Genomic DNA, 14,491 nt, shown 5'->3' with positions numbered 1-14,491 from the left:
TTTCATTTGAAATTAAAATAAAGTACAGTACAGGACAGTATATGTGGATGAGATGTTTAAATTTGTGATTTGAAGAAATAAAAACATTGAATTAATATGAATCTATTTAATTTAGAGGGCAAAATTGTCTTAGTAACAGGCGGTGGAGGCGTACTTGGAGGAAGTATGGCTGAGTATCTTTTGGAAAATGGTGCGACCGTTATTATATTACATTACAAACAAGATACTGTGGATAATACAGTAAAAAGAATGCAATCGATTAACAATAAAGTTGACGGTTTTGTTTGTAACGTGGTTGATGAAAAAAGCCTTCAAGAAGTAGCTGATGCTATTATAGCGAAGTATGGTAAAATAGATGTGCTTATTAATGCAGCAGGAGGCAATATGCCTGGAGCAACTGTAGGACCAACACAATCCTTTTTTGACATCAACATGGACGACTTCAGAAAAGTAGTCGATTTAAATTTATTTGGTAGTATCATACCATCCACCATTTTTGGTAAAGAGATGGTAAAAAACAAACAAGGTGTTATCATTAATATATCTTCAATGGCTTCAGAAAGGGCCATCACTAGAGTAGCGGGCTATTCAGCATCTAAAGCAGCGATTGATAATTACACCAAATGGTTAGCGGTAGAACTGGCATTGAAATATGGCGATGGGTTACGCGTAAATGCCATTGCTCCAGGATTCTTTATTGGAAACCAAAACAGAGCTTTGTTGCTAAATGAAGATGGTAGCTTAACGCAAAGAGGTAGCACCATTATTAACAATACGCCCATGAAACGTTTTGGTGATGCCGATGAATTAAATGGAGCATTACATTATTTATGCTCAGATGCTTCAAAATTTGTTACAGGTATTACCATTCCTGTAGATGGTGGTTTTAGTGCTTTTAGTGGTGTTTAATTATATATTTAGGTAAAAATGCAAGAAACATTTAGATGGTTTGGAGTCAATGACTCCGTGAAATTATCATACATAAAACAAGCAGGTGCAACAGGTGTAGTAACAGCATTGCATCATATTCCCAATGGAGACGTTTGGGAAGTTGATGAGATTTTAAAAGTTAAAAATGCCATAGAAGCCCATGATTTGGAATGGTCTTTTATAGAAAGTATTCCCATTCACGAAAGCATCAAACTACGAAAAGGCGACTATTTACAACGTATCGAAAACTATAAGCAAAGTTTACGAAATGTAGCGGCTTGTGGCATTAAAAATGTGTGTTACAATTTTATGCCCGTTTTAGACTGGACACGTACCGAACTATTTTGGAAATTATCAGATGGCAGCACCGCATTGCGTTTTGATAAAGTGGATATGGCGGTTTTTGAAAAATTCATCATGGAACGTGAAGGCGTTGAAGCCGCATACACTCCAGAAATCCTAGAACAAGCAAAAGTGCGTTTCTCTAAAATGACTTCAGAAGAAAAGCAAGCTTTAGAAGATAATGTTTTAAAAGGGCTTCCGGGAACGGTTGACGACTTAACCATTCCTGTTTTTAAAGACATGATCGCACAATATGATAACTTATCGCATGCCGATTTAAAAGCCAATTTATCATTCTTCTTAAATCAAGTCATTCCGGTTTGTGAAGAACATGGGATTGTGATGGCTATTCATCCAGACGATCCACCGATGGATATTATGGGATTGCCTCGAATTATTAAATCTGAAAAAGATTTGGAAGATTTAATTGGTTTTATTGATAGTCCTTCAAATGGTATCACATTTTGCACAGGTTCGTTAGGTGCCAATCCAGATAACGATTTACCTAAAATGATTCGAAAATTTGCAGACCGAATTCATTTTCTTCATTTAAGAAATGTAAAGAGAGAGGCCGATGGTAGTTTTTATGAAGACAATCATTTAGAAGGCTCTTCAGATATGTACGAAGTGGTAAAAGCTGTATTGGAAGTAGAGAAAAAACGGGATATTCAATTGCCTATGCGTCCAGACCACGGGCATCAAATGTTACAAGATTTAGAAGATAATAGAGCCTATGCCGGTTATACGGCTATTGGTCGTTTAAGAGGTTTAGCAGAACTACGAGGTTTGGCACTCGGTATTTCAAGAAGTTAATAAAAGCAAAAAATGAAGGTCGGTTTATTTATACCATGTTACATCAATCAATTATATCCACAAGTAGGCATAGCAACTTTAGAGCTTTTAGAGAAATTAGGCGTTGAAGTTGTTTACCCTATGGGGCAAACCTGTTGCGGACAACCACTCGGTAATTCTGGATACGAAGATGATTCAAAAGGAATTTGCCAGTTATTTGTAGAGAATTTTAAGGAATTCGATTATATCGTTGGGCCTTCTGGCAGTTGTGTTTACCACGTTAAAAAACATTTCGATATTTTGGAACAAACCAATGATGTGAAACGCGTTAGAAAAAACACCTACGAGCTGTGTCAGTTTATCTATGAAGTATTGGGTAAAACAGATTTAGGAGCGTCCTTTCCATATAAAGTAGGTATCCATAAAAGTTGCCACGGACTTCGTGGTTTGCGCTTAGGGTCTTGTTCCGAGCGTATGGATGTGCATTATTCAACTGAAGAAAGTCTGTTAAAAGAGGTAAAAGGCTTAGAACTAAAAACGTTGAATAGGGTCGATGAGTGTTGTGGTTTTGGAGGCACTTTTTCGGTATTTGAAGAAGCCATTTCAGTAAAAATGGGTAAAGATAGAATACAAGACCATTTAGACAGTGATGTAGAAGTGATAACAGGAGCAGACCACTCGTGTTTAATGCATTTAGAAGGGCTAATAAATAGAAACAAGCAGCCTTTAAAAGTGATGCATATCGCAGAAATTTTAAATAGCAGTATGTAATTATGGCACACGCAGACGAAGCAGCATTATTTAATAAAGACGAAGCAAAAGTAGATTGGCATGACAAAGCTTTATGGTTTGTAAGGCAAAAAAGGGATAAATCTGCCCATAATGTAAAAGGATGGGAAGAACTTAGAAATTTAGCATCGGCCATTAAGGCAAATGTACTTTCCGATTTAGATACTTACCTTGTTCAATTTGAAGAAAATGCCAAAAAAAATGGTGTAACGGTACATTGGGCAGCCAATGCCGAAGAACATAACAAAATTGTCCACAGTATTTTAGCTAAGCACGATGTAAAGAAAGTGGTTAAAAGCAAATCGATGCTTACTGAAGAGTGCCATTTGAATCCTTATTTAGAAGCCAATGCTATTGAAGTCATTGATACCGATTTAGGAGAACGTATTGTACAACTAGCCCAAGAACCCCCGAGCCATATAGTATTGCCTGCCATTCATAAAAAGAAGGAAGAGGTCGATGTCTTATTTCAAGAACATTTAGGAACCAAACCTTGTAATGGCGATCCACAATATTTAACGGCAGAAGCTAGAAAGCATTTACGTGATAAATTCCTAAAAGCAGATGCTGCTATTACGGGCGTTAATTTTGCAATAGCCGACACCGGTGGTTTTGTGGTTTGTACCAACGAAGGAAATGCCGATATGGGTGTACATCTAGCCAAAGTGCACATTGCTTGTATGGGGATGGAAAAACTCATTCCTCAGGAAAAACATTTAGGTGTATTTTTGCGGTTATTGGCGAGAAGTGCCACTGGGCAACCTATAACAACCTATTCGTCGCATTTTAATAAGCCCGAACCAGGTAAGGAAATGCATATTGTTATTGTAGACAATGGCAGAACCGAGCAATTAAGCCGTGAAGATTTTAGAGCCTCCCTGCATTGCATCCGTTGTGGTGCTTGTATGAATACGTGTCCTATTTATAGACGTAGTGGCGGACACAGCTATAAAGCAACCATTCCTGGCCCCATAGGTTCCATTCTATCACCGGGAATCGATTTAAAAAAACACAGTTCTTTGCCTTTTGCATCGACACTTTGTGGTTCGTGTAGCGATGTATGTCCAGTAAAAATCAATATTCACGAACAGTTATATAAATGGCGTCAGGTCATTGTTAAAGAGGTGCCACAGCCAGTTGTTAAAAAAACTATTTTAAAAGTAGCTGGACGTGTTTTAGCAAACTCAGGAATGTATGGTTTCGCTGGAAAATCAGCGCGGTTTATGTTAAAACATGCACCTCGATTTTTAGTGTATTCCAAATTAAATGCTTGGGGAAAAGCTAGGGATTTGCCAGAAGTTAAAAATGGGAATTTTGATGAATGGTATAAAAAAAGAAAGAAAAATGAGTAGAGAATCCATTTTAAATGCTGTTAAAAAAAACAAACCTGAATTGTTGCCTTTGCCGGAAATTGATTTAGGTATTTTTGAAGATGATGTTGAATTATTGGACACTTTTATAGACAATTTGAAGTTTGTTGGTGGTCAAGCTATTCAATTGGAATCTATTGAACAAATTGATGCCGAAATTAAAAAGCTATATCCGAATGCTTCAAAAATCGTATCTTGTGTAAAAGAATCTAAATTAGGAACTGTTTCAATTTCTAAAGATACAGACCCCCATACGCTGGAAGCTATTGATTTGGCCATTATAAAAGGCGAATTGGCAGTTGCCGAAAATGGTGCGGTTTGGATTTCTGAAAATGATTTCACCATTCGTGCATTACCATTTATTACTAACGATTTAATTTTGGTAGTATCAAAAAATGATATTTATTTGCATATGCACCATGTTTACGAAGTCATTTCTAAACGAGACAGAACTTTTGGCGTATTCATTTCAGGACCATCTAAAACAGCCGATATCGAGCAGTGCTTGGTTGTAGGTGCTCACGGAGCCATGAGTTTAACCGTTTTAATTGTTTAGATTCCATATTTTTTTTCAAAAACTGCAATTATTTAAAAACTAAAATTATAAAATTATGTCAATTACGTACGAATCGCGTTATGCATCAAGCCCACAAGGCGTTAAAAATTATGATACAGCGCAATTAAGAAATGAATTTTTAATTGAAAATCTTTTTGAATTAGATAAAATAAACTTAGTGTATTCGCATTACGATCGTTTTATTTCTGGAGGTGTTTTACCGGTAAACAAGCCCCTTTCATTAGAGACTATTGATCCGCTTAAAGCACCATACTTTTTAGAAAGACGTGAATTAGGAATTATAAATATTGGTGACACTGGAACAGTTACGGTTGATGGAACAGCGTATGTTTTGGGTCACAAAGAGGCATTATACGTTGGACAAGGAAACAAAGAAGTTGTTTTTTCAAGTAAAACGGCTAGTACTCCTGCGATGTTTTATATTAATTCTACACCTGCGCACAAAGCATATCCAACTAAAAAAATAGGTACAGATGATGTTGAGGTTATCGAACTGGGAACTCCCGAAACAGCTAATGCTAGAACACTTAGGAAATATATAGTAAACAGTGTTGTTGAGGTTTGTCAATTACAAATGGGTATGACGTCTATAAAACCAGGAAGTAGTTGGAATACGATGCCTGCGCATGTTCATGACCGAAGAATGGAAGTGTATTTTTATTTTGAAATTCCTGAAGGGCAATCAGTTTGTCATTTTATGGGAGAGCCACAAGAAACAAGACATATCTGGATGCAAAATAACCAAGCGGTAATTTCTCCACCATGGTCTATACATTCTGGTTCTGGTACTAGTAATTACTCATTCATTTGGGGAATGGCAGGAGAGAATTTGGATTACGGAGACATGGATATTTGTAAAATTCCGGAATTGAGATAAGAATCTCAAATATCAATACATAATAAGTAAGAGGCTGTTTAAAAAGTCTAGTTCTATGTCATATTGCTTGTCGAAATTTTTTAACATACAGTTAATGATTATCGGTTTTGACAAGCTCAACCCGACAAATTAAATTTAAAGGACTTTTTAGACAGCCTCTTTTTTATGGCTTTAATATTTTACAGAGGGCGATCGCATGAGTTTTATTTTTTGTAACGAATTTGCTTCGCCTGTTCGCTGTCGCTCGGGTCACTAATTTTGCACAAATTTTAGTGATTCTAAAAATTTTTACCGCAAATTCGCATATTACCTAAAATGTTAAAATTTGCGAATCTGCGGTAAAATTTCCCCGCTGGACTATAGCGTATCGCTACTGCTAAGCTGCGCTTAGTAGCGTTAAGAGGAGTGGATAAAATTCATTTTGGTAAAAACGAATAAAGTCTCCAAAAATCCATTAGCTTTTTTGCAAATTGATGACTTCTCCCGAACTTTTTTATGTGAGCCTTTTTTTGGTTCAGATGTAGTAGAATTAAAATATTTTGATTTATAGATTAGTATTTTAAAGAGTTTTTAAGTATTTTAACAATCAATTTCCAACAAAAAGCACTAATTAGTGTTTTTTTGTTGTTGTTAAAACCAACTATAACCATCAATTTATGAGATTAAAAACTGTTCAATGTAATCGATTACTAATAAATATTATAACAGCTGTCTTTATTCTGTTTAATATAATTATGAATGCACAAACCTTGGCTTTCCCGGAAGCGACAGGTTTTGGTAGATACACCACGGGGGCTAGGGGACATGCCAGTCCTCAAATATATTTGGTAACCAATTTAAACGATAGTGGTCCAGGATCATTTCGTGACGCCGTGAGTCAAGAAGGTCGGTTTGTAATTTTTAAGGTTGGGGGTATTATTAATTTGCAGACTCAAATTGTAGTAGCGAAAAACACAACCATTGCCGGACAAACAGCCACAGGAGAAGGTATTGTATTGGCTGGTCCAAGGGTAACATTTACAGGCGCAAGCAACACGATAGCTCGTTATTTACGTATTCGTTATGTTGGCGGTGCTAAAAATCAAGATGCTTCGGGGTTGTCAAATGGTGCTAATATGATTTTTGATCATATGACTTTCACTTGGGGAACAGATGAGGTCTTTTCTATTAATTGGGACGGAAAAGGGATAAGTCCAGATAATATAACGGTACAAAATTCTATTATAGGTCAAGGTTTACATCGTCATAATCACTCAGCAGGAGGCTTGATGCAGCCATCCGATGGAAAAATTAGTTTAATAGGAAATTTATATATCAGTAACAAAACCCGAAATCCTAAAGTAAAAGGCATTAACGAGTTCGTAAATAATGTCGTTTACAATTGGGGTAACTATGGCAATACCTACGGACATACAGAATCTGGAGATGCCTATATTATGGGTGGAGATTCTGCAGGAATTTCCGAAGTTAACATCATTAACAATTACTTTATAGGAGGTCCACATACAAGTAATTCAGTAGCTACACCTTTTAATAGAGGGAATTCAAATTTCTATTTATATGGTTCGGGAAATTATTTTGATAATAATAAGAACGGGGTATTAGATGGTGCTTTAGTATCTGAGGATTTAACAGGCTATCCTACTGGAGATGCTTCGAGCCTTCAACCAACACCCTATGACTATCCAGTAAAGAATGCCCCATTAACGGCTCAACAGGCTTTTGATAATATAGTGTTAAAAGTAGGAGCTTCTTATCCTAAACGTGATCAAGTAGATAGTCTAATGATAGCCGAGTTAACATCTAAAGGCACTGAAGCTTTTTATGTGTATCGTGAGTATGATTTGCCTTTTATAAACGGTGGCGTAGGGCATGTTTATGGGGCTCCATCCCCTTTGGATACAGATAACGATGGTATGCCAGATGCTTGGGAAGATGCTAATAGCTTAGATAAAAATAACGCAGCTGATGCTTTAACCGTAAGTGCATCAAATGCCCCTTACTTAAATATAGAAGTTTATATTAATGGACTGGTAAATACAACACCTCCAGATTTTATTATTCCACCTTCAAATGTTCATTTTACCAATGCCGCTTCAGTAGAAGTACCACCAAGTAGTTCATTAACCGTTAATTGGGATGATAATGCTGATAACGAAGATAATTATGTACTGGAGCGATCTACAGATGGCACAAATTTTACAGTCATAGCAACTTTAGCAGCTAACATAACTAGCCATGATGATACGGGTTTAATACCAAACACTCATTATTATTATCGTGTTAAAGCTACAAATGCAACCGATTCATCGGTTTATAGTACGGTTGCATCGTTAACAACACCAGCTCTTCCATCTGCACCAACTAAGACAACCACACCCACACCAAGTATGGGATTTAATTTTGTTGAGTTATCTGGTGGGAATTTAACACTAACATGGTCTGGTAGCTCCAATACAGAAAACTATGCCGTTTATTTTGGTGAAGATGCTTCCAATCTTACGAAACTATCTGATGTCGCTTATTCTGTATCGCCATCATACCAAGTCATGGGATTAAGTTCGGCAACCCATTACTATTGGCGGATTGATGCCTCAAATAACAAAGGAAGTGTAACAGGTGATGTATGGACTTTTAGAACCATAGCCGATATTCCTGAAGGTATCGTTGGGTACTGGCCGTTTAATGAAGCGCCTTTTGATGGAGGACAAATCACAGATCATACAAGCTTTACCAATCATGGTGTGTTAGATATCAATTACGATAATGCCAGTGTTAGGGTGGAAGGGAAAGCAAACAATGCCATAGACTTTTCAACGTCTCCAAACGATACGTACATAGTTAATATACCAAACCAAGACGAATTATATCTAAATAAAAGTTCATTTACAATTTCTTTTTGGATGAAGGCAGCGTCTAATTTATTGCCAATAGATGCAACAAGTTCCTATTTGTTGTGCAAAGGTTCTTTTACCAAAAATGCAACCACCGGCGCTACGGGAAAACGTTTTAATGTGGAATTCAAAAGCGGTGAATTGCGTTTTGCTATAGACGATGACGTTACAAAAAAAGAATTAAAAACAAGTGGCACCCCATTTTTTACAGGTAATTGGGAACATGTTGTTGTTATGCGAGACGTTGTTGCCCATAAATTAAGATTATACCTAAATGGTAATTTTGTAATAGATTTTGATGAAACCGGAGTAACAGGTATTGGAGAGGTAAGCGATTTAATACTTGGTAATATAGGAGAACTTGAGTTATTGGCAGGTACAGGTCCTGCACCTTATAAAGGGCAATTAGATGAACTTAAAATATTTAATTACCCTTTGAATGCCACAGAAGTATCCGATTTATATCAAAATGTTTTGTTGAGTAATGAAAAATTCAGTCAAAATAAAAATGATATTATTGTATACCCAAATCCTGTAAGTAACCAAATTAATATTTATATACCTTCATATAAACAATCTCGTTTAATTGCTACTTTAACTGATGTAACAGGGAAATTGATTCTTAAAGATAATATGGTGTCTAATGGAAATGGAAGGTTTACTTTGAATATGGCCAACAAAAAATTATCAGGAATTTACTTATTGAATGTTTCTGGAGAAAATATAAATAACAATTTAAAAATCGTAGCTAAATAAGCGAAGTGGTTTAAACTTTTTCGCTTCAATTGGAAAAAATTATTGATTGTCCGTTATTAATCATAATGAGCGGGTCTCCTCGAGCGCAGTCGAGAGGTTATTAACTTAACGACTTTAAAATTAGGTCTCGACTGCGCTCGACCAGACAACGATATTCACTAAATGATTGATTACGGATATACAAAAAAAAAAATTTAAACCACTTCAATATATGAAACTTATTTAATGAATAATTTACCGTTGCATTAATTTGTAGCGGTTTTTTATTTCAAAACACTTATTTTTGAATATTAAACCCAAATTATGCATTAGAAAATCTATTACGGCTCTAAACTACTGCAAAATCTAACATTTCACTTTGTTTTTTAATTTAACCGTAGTGTTGCTATGCTAAAATTAAGAAAACAATAGATTTTATTGTATTTTCGACCCTCATTACGAAGTTCTAATACATAGTTCGGCTTAAATTAATAAGTTTTGAGATTTGTATACTTTATAATTTCTATGACTGTGTTCTTTTGTCAGTCACAAACCAGTACTCGCTTTAAAAATGAAGTGGGTTTAATAAATCAAAAATATGATAGTATTTGGAATGCTTCACAAGAAACAATCGTTTTTACTGGTAGTTCAAGTATCAAAATGTGGAAAAACATTCAAGAACTTTTTCCGGAATATCAAATTATAAATTCAGGATTTGGTGAGTCCCAAACTATAGATTTATTAAATTATACAGATGATCTTATTTTGAAATATAAACCCAAAAAAATTTTCATTTATGAGGGGGATAATGATATTTCAGATAAAAAAAGATTAAAAGATATATTGAATTCATTTTCCATTATTATTTCAAAAATAAAAAAGGAAAACACAGAAGCACAAATTATATTAATATCCTCAAAACCCAGTATTGCAAGATGGCATTTGAAAAGAAAGTATATGAGATTCAATAAGAAATTAAAGGAAATGTGTGAGGATGACGATCATTTAGAATTTGTAAACGTTTGGGATATCATGCTGGAAAATAGAAAGGTAAATAAAGAGTTGTTTATCGATGATGGATTGCATATGAATGACGAGGGATATAAACTATGGTATTCTGTAATAAAAAATCATGTGCAATGATTTTTTTTTTCAACAGTGTAAAAGGAAAGCAAATGCATGTCAGATTTTAGATACAGATTGGACATTTAGCTATAAAATTCATTGAGTCTCTGCCTCGGTATCAATGGCATTAATTAAAACTCTTTAACAAAATCAACAAGATCTTGTGATGAATCGAGTCCTAATTTTTTTTTTAATCGGTTTCTGGTCACTCTCAAGCTTTCCTTTTTTACAATCATTGCTTTAGCGATATCGGTTGAAGTCATGCCTAGTTTTATAAATGCCAAATATTTCAGGTCTTTTTTTGATAAATAGGGGTATGTTATGGAGACTTTATTATAAAAATCAGGATGTATCTTTTTAAAATGTATCATGAAATCTTCCCAATTTTCATCTAAATTTAAGGTTTCCTGAATATAAGTCAAAATACTTCTCAAATCCTTTCTCATATGGGGTTCGAGTTCTAAAATTTTATGTTCTATTTTTTCAATAATAGCTTTTTTCTTTTCTAATAAAATAGAAGACACTAACAAATTTTGCTGAATGCTTTCTCTCTCCTTCTTTTCTGTTTCAGCAATTTTTCGATCTTGTATGTTTCTGGTGCAGCTCAAGACCAAGACTATTTCATTTTTATTGTTATATATAGGTTTGGTATAGCCTTCAAACCATTGGTATCCATTGTCTTTTGTCTTAAATAACAACTCCAGTTTTTCAGGATCGGAAGGAACACCCTTTTTTGAACCCGAAAGATTTTTGGCCAAAATGGAAAGATGATCTGGATGAATAAAATCATAAGGAACCCTGCCCTTCAGATTTTCAGAAGTATATCCCATAATCTTTTCAGTAGAAGGGCTTGCATACAAATAGCGCCAGTCTTTTGGATGGTGCAGGCAAATGACATCAATCGTGTTTTCTGCAATGAGTTTTAGTTTATTAATATTTTGTTTCTCCAACAATCTACCCAAACCTTCACTATCTAGGCTTTTATCGTTGTCAATTAGTCTTAAAAGATTATCGGTTTCTTCTCTTTGGTAAGATTCTCCAAATTTTTTACTCATCTATAGATATGTTATTTTTGGTCAATTTAAATTTTCCGATGCATTAACACAAATTAAAGTGGGTATTTTAAATACGCATTTTATACACAAAACGAAAATAACTAAAAAAGGTGCTAGTAAGAATCCGAATTACTTGAACTATTTGAAATAAAATAGCAATGTATCATCTGCTTTTTTTTAGGAAATAGAAAAAATCAGATGAGTTCTATACCTTATAACGAGCTCAAACATTAAAAAAAACAAGGATGCTAACGCTTTGTTAACGCTTTTAAAAAACTGTACTTGTTTGAAGCTTCATGGCTAACTATTTTCGCTCCATTAATGTAAGCAAAGTACTTTTTTTAGTGCTTTCAGTCCTAAATCTATATTAAATAAAAAACATGAAAAACCTTAAAGAACCATTGGCATTCATAGTCTATGCCTTATTACTAGTTGTGGGTTGTGGTAAAGATGACGAACCAACATTATCTCCTGTTCAATTTTCAATTGACCAAAGCACGGTTGATTTTGGAGAGTTAAAAACATCCATGCAAAGAAGCATTAAAGTAACCGTTACCAATACGGGAGAACAAACTTTAATTTTAAACTCTTTTACAATCTCTGGAACGAATGCTTCAGAATTTTTAATAAATGAAGCTGAAAAAACTATTGAAGCTGATAAAACACATGAATTTTGGGTTGGTTTTAGGCCAATAGAAGCGGGTGACAAAACGGCTATCCTTACAATAACCAGTAATATTGGCGAGCATAAAATAGACCTTTCAGGTAAAGCCATTTTAAATCCTAATGACATAGTGAGTATTCCAGATGCAAACTTTAAAGCAAGTTTATTGGCTCACGGAGATGGCATATTAGGAGACTATGTTAGTAAAATCGATATCAATGATGATGGGGAGATACAAGTAGGTGAAGCGCAAGCGTATGAAGGCGCTATTGCTTGTTATAATAAAAACATAACAGATTTAACTGGAATTGAAGTTTTTGTGAACATAGAGATGCTATCCGTTGGAAAGAACCAATTAACCAATTTAGATCTTTCGCAAAACATTGCTTTAAAGGTATTGCATTGTCAAGAGAATGCATTAACCAATTTAGATGTTACACAAAACATAGCTTTAAAAGAACTGTCTTGTAATGGAAACGCGTTAACCAATCTAGATATTTCGCAGAATATAGCTTTATGGAAACTTCATTGTTCAAGTAATCCGTTGTCGGTTTTAGATGTTTCTAAAAATACGGCTTTAAAAATAATATATGCGTCTAGTAATAAACTAACCAGTTTAGATGTTTCCCAAAATATTGTTTTGGAGCAATTACAATGTTCTAATAATCAGCTGACAGCTTTAGATCTTTCAAACAATACGTCTGTATATACGTTGAAGGCCCAAGGTAATAAGCTCTCTAGTTTGGATCTTTCCAAAAATGTAGCTTTAGTTCAATTGGTGTGTTATGGAAATCAGTTATCCAGTTTAAATATAGCAAATGGGAATAATCCATCTACGAGAGATTTGCATGTCAATAATAACCCAGATTTAACCTGCATAAAAATAGATTCAGGGTTTACGCCTCCTAGTGATGGTTCCTGGAAAAAAGACGATGCAGCAAATTATAACACTAGCTGTCTATAAAACTTTCCAATAAAACAAAATAAAAACAAATATTGAACTGGTTTTAACTTTTTTGATTGAAGCGAAAAGTTTAAACCGGTTTCATCCTACTATGAAAATAAAGTTACGAATATTAAAAACATAGTATACGCTCTTATGGCGTTGTTAGCAAACATTAATATATTAAATCTTAAACTCATGAAAAAAAATTACATTTTAATCTTAACTATTTTATTATTATTTGGTATTAGTACCGAAGCGCAGACTGCAACAGGTGTTGTTACGGGGGTAAGTAGTCCCACTGGACTTGCATTAAATGGAAATGACCTTTATGTTTCTGAATCTGAGGGTAATAAAATTTCAAAAATTGATATTACGGCAACAACGCCAACGGCAACCGATGTTGTTACGGGATTAAGTCGTCCTGATGGGCTTGCATTAAACGGAAATGACCTTTATATTGCTGAAAGTTGGGATAATAAAATTTCAAAAATTGATATTACGGCAACAACGCCTATGGCAACCGATGTTGTTACGGGATTAAGTAGTCCTTGTGGGCTTATATTAAACGGAAATGACCTCTATATTGCTGAAGCTTATGAAAATAAAATTTCAAAAATTGATATTACGGCAGCAACGCCAACGGTAACTGACGTTGTAACGGGATTAAGTCGTCCTTATGCGCTTATATTAAACGGAAATGACCTTTATATTGCTGAATATTTAGGCAATAAAATTTCAAAAATTGATATTACGGCAACATCGCCAACGGCAACCGATGTTGTTACAGGATTAGATGGTCCTAATGGGTTTGCATTAAACGGAAATGACCTTTATATTTCTGAATATTATGGTAATAAAATTTCAAAAATTGATATTACGGCAACATCGCCAACGGCAACCGACGTTGCTACGGGTCTATATCGTCCTTATGGACTTGCAATAAATGGAAATGACCTTTATATTTCTGTATATGGGGCTGATAAAATTTCAAAAATTAATTTACCTACACTTACAATTAATGATTTTAAGACTAACATTCCGTTTCGTTTATACCCAAATCCTTCAAATGATTTTTTACAGGTTTCTGGACTAAGAACTAAAGAAAATTATAAAATTATTAATATTCTTGGCGAAGAAGTTAAAAAAGGAACTATTTCTTATGAGGAAAAAATTGAAATTAAAAATTTAACCAAAGGGCTATATTTCTTGAATTTTGAAGATGGAAATACGCTTAAATTTATAAAAAAATGATTGTAAGATGTATAAAAATATCTAGCAAAATTAAGGTCTGATCTAATAGTTACGGTGTTTATACCTTGTGGTAATAAGGAAAAAGGCAATACAGCAAGTTATAGCAAAAACCGTTAATAAAATATCCATATAAAAAAAATAAAA

At 34.4% G+C, this 14,491-nt stretch carries 11 protein-coding genes; 10 read left to right on the top strand and 1 reads right to left on the bottom strand.

The window, feature by feature from the left end:
- Positions 1-96 precede the first annotated feature (96 nt).
- The 8 genes from CJ739_RS18550 (at position 97) to CJ739_RS18515 (ending at position 10,449) form a co-directional block, all read left to right on the top strand.
- Positions 97-909 carry an SDR family oxidoreductase gene (locus CJ739_RS18550; RefSeq protein WP_117178036.1) on the top strand — a complete coding sequence of 271 codons (813 nt, stop codon included), beginning with the start codon at positions 97-99 and terminating at the stop codon, positions 907-909.
- 18 nt (positions 910-927) lie between these two features.
- A complete protein-coding gene (gene uxuA, locus CJ739_RS18545; protein WP_117178034.1) occupies positions 928-2,085 on the top strand; it encodes a mannonate dehydratase in 1,158 nt (385 codons plus the stop codon).
- Positions 2,086-2,097: 12 nt separating this feature from the next.
- Positions 2,098-2,835: a (Fe-S)-binding protein gene (locus tag CJ739_RS18540; protein WP_117178032.1), complete on the top strand. Its 738-nt coding sequence runs from the start codon at positions 2,098-2,100 to the stop codon at positions 2,833-2,835.
- Positions 2,836-2,837: 2 nt separating this feature from the next.
- Entirely contained in the window at positions 2,838-4,205 is a 1,368-nt protein-coding gene (locus CJ739_RS18535) for a lactate utilization protein B (protein WP_117178030.1), read from the top strand.
- A complete protein-coding gene (locus CJ739_RS18530) occupies positions 4,198-4,779 on the top strand; it encodes a LutC/YkgG family protein (protein ID WP_162880266.1) in 582 nt (193 codons plus the stop codon). Before CJ739_RS18535 ends, CJ739_RS18530 begins: the two co-directional genes overlap by 8 nt.
- Before the next feature lie 55 nt (positions 4,780-4,834).
- Positions 4,835-5,677: a 5-dehydro-4-deoxy-D-glucuronate isomerase gene (kduI, locus tag CJ739_RS18525; RefSeq protein ID WP_117178026.1), complete on the top strand. Its 843-nt coding sequence runs from the start codon at positions 4,835-4,837 to the stop codon at positions 5,675-5,677.
- A 734-nt stretch (positions 5,678-6,411) separates the two neighbouring features.
- Positions 6,412-9,327 carry a LamG-like jellyroll fold domain-containing protein gene (locus tag CJ739_RS18520; RefSeq protein WP_205419378.1) on the top strand — a complete coding sequence of 972 codons (2,916 nt, stop codon included), beginning with the start codon at positions 6,412-6,414 and terminating at the stop codon, positions 9,325-9,327.
- Between the two features lie 477 nt (positions 9,328-9,804).
- Positions 9,805-10,449, top strand: a complete 645-nt coding sequence (locus tag CJ739_RS18515; protein ID WP_236951557.1) for a GDSL-type esterase/lipase family protein — start codon at positions 9,805-9,807, stop codon at positions 10,447-10,449.
- Between the two features lie 113 nt (positions 10,450-10,562).
- Here CJ739_RS18515 and CJ739_RS18510 read toward each other — a convergent pair whose 3' ends face one another.
- A complete protein-coding gene (locus CJ739_RS18510) occupies positions 10,563-11,486 on the bottom strand; it encodes a PAS domain S-box protein (protein ID WP_117178020.1) in 924 nt (307 codons plus the stop codon).
- 380 nt (positions 11,487-11,866) lie between these two features.
- Between CJ739_RS18510 and CJ739_RS18505 the strand changes: the two genes are divergently transcribed.
- Positions 11,867-13,114 (top strand): choice-of-anchor D domain-containing protein, encoded by a 1,248-nt coding sequence (locus CJ739_RS18505; protein WP_117178018.1) that lies wholly within the window; start codon positions 11,867-11,869, stop codon positions 13,112-13,114.
- A gap of 177 nt (positions 13,115-13,291) precedes the next feature.
- Positions 13,292-14,347 (top strand): T9SS type A sorting domain-containing protein, encoded by a 1,056-nt coding sequence (locus tag CJ739_RS18500; RefSeq protein ID WP_162880265.1) that lies wholly within the window; start codon positions 13,292-13,294, stop codon positions 14,345-14,347.
- The last annotated feature ends 144 nt before the right edge of the window (positions 14,348-14,491 follow it).

The organism is Mariniflexile sp. TRM1-10, assembly GCF_003425985.1.
Lineage (GTDB): Bacteria > Bacteroidota > Bacteroidia > Flavobacteriales > Flavobacteriaceae > Mariniflexile.
This window is presented reverse-complemented; position numbering and strand designations above follow the sequence as displayed.

What these genes read in the sequence shown, in the direction of transcription:
- CJ739_RS18550 (WP_117178036.1), top strand. Translation starts at nt 97, where the DNA reads ATGAATCTATTTAATTTAGAGGGCAAAATTGTCTTAGTAACAGGCGGT.
- uxuA (WP_117178034.1), top strand. Translation starts at nt 928, where the DNA reads ATGCAAGAAACATTTAGATGGTTTGGAGTCAATGACTCCGTGAAATTA.
- CJ739_RS18540 (WP_117178032.1), top strand. Translation starts at nt 2,098, where the DNA reads ATGAAGGTCGGTTTATTTATACCATGTTACATCAATCAATTATATCCA.
- CJ739_RS18535 (WP_117178030.1), top strand. Translation starts at nt 2,838, where the DNA reads ATGGCACACGCAGACGAAGCAGCATTATTTAATAAAGACGAAGCAAAA.
- CJ739_RS18530 (WP_162880266.1), top strand. Translation starts at nt 4,198, where the DNA reads ATGAGTAGAGAATCCATTTTAAATGCTGTTAAAAAAAACAAACCTGAA.
- kduI (WP_117178026.1), top strand. Translation starts at nt 4,835, where the DNA reads ATGTCAATTACGTACGAATCGCGTTATGCATCAAGCCCACAAGGCGTT.
- CJ739_RS18520 (WP_205419378.1), top strand. Translation starts at nt 6,412, where the DNA reads ATGAATGCACAAACCTTGGCTTTCCCGGAAGCGACAGGTTTTGGTAGA.
- CJ739_RS18510 (WP_117178020.1), bottom strand. Translation starts at nt 11,486, where the DNA reads ATGAGTAAAAAATTTGGAGAATCTTACCAAAGAGAAGAAACCGATAAT.
- CJ739_RS18505 (WP_117178018.1), top strand. Translation starts at nt 11,867, where the DNA reads ATGAAAAACCTTAAAGAACCATTGGCATTCATAGTCTATGCCTTATTA.
- CJ739_RS18500 (WP_162880265.1), top strand. Translation starts at nt 13,292, where the DNA reads ATGAAAAAAAATTACATTTTAATCTTAACTATTTTATTATTATTTGGT.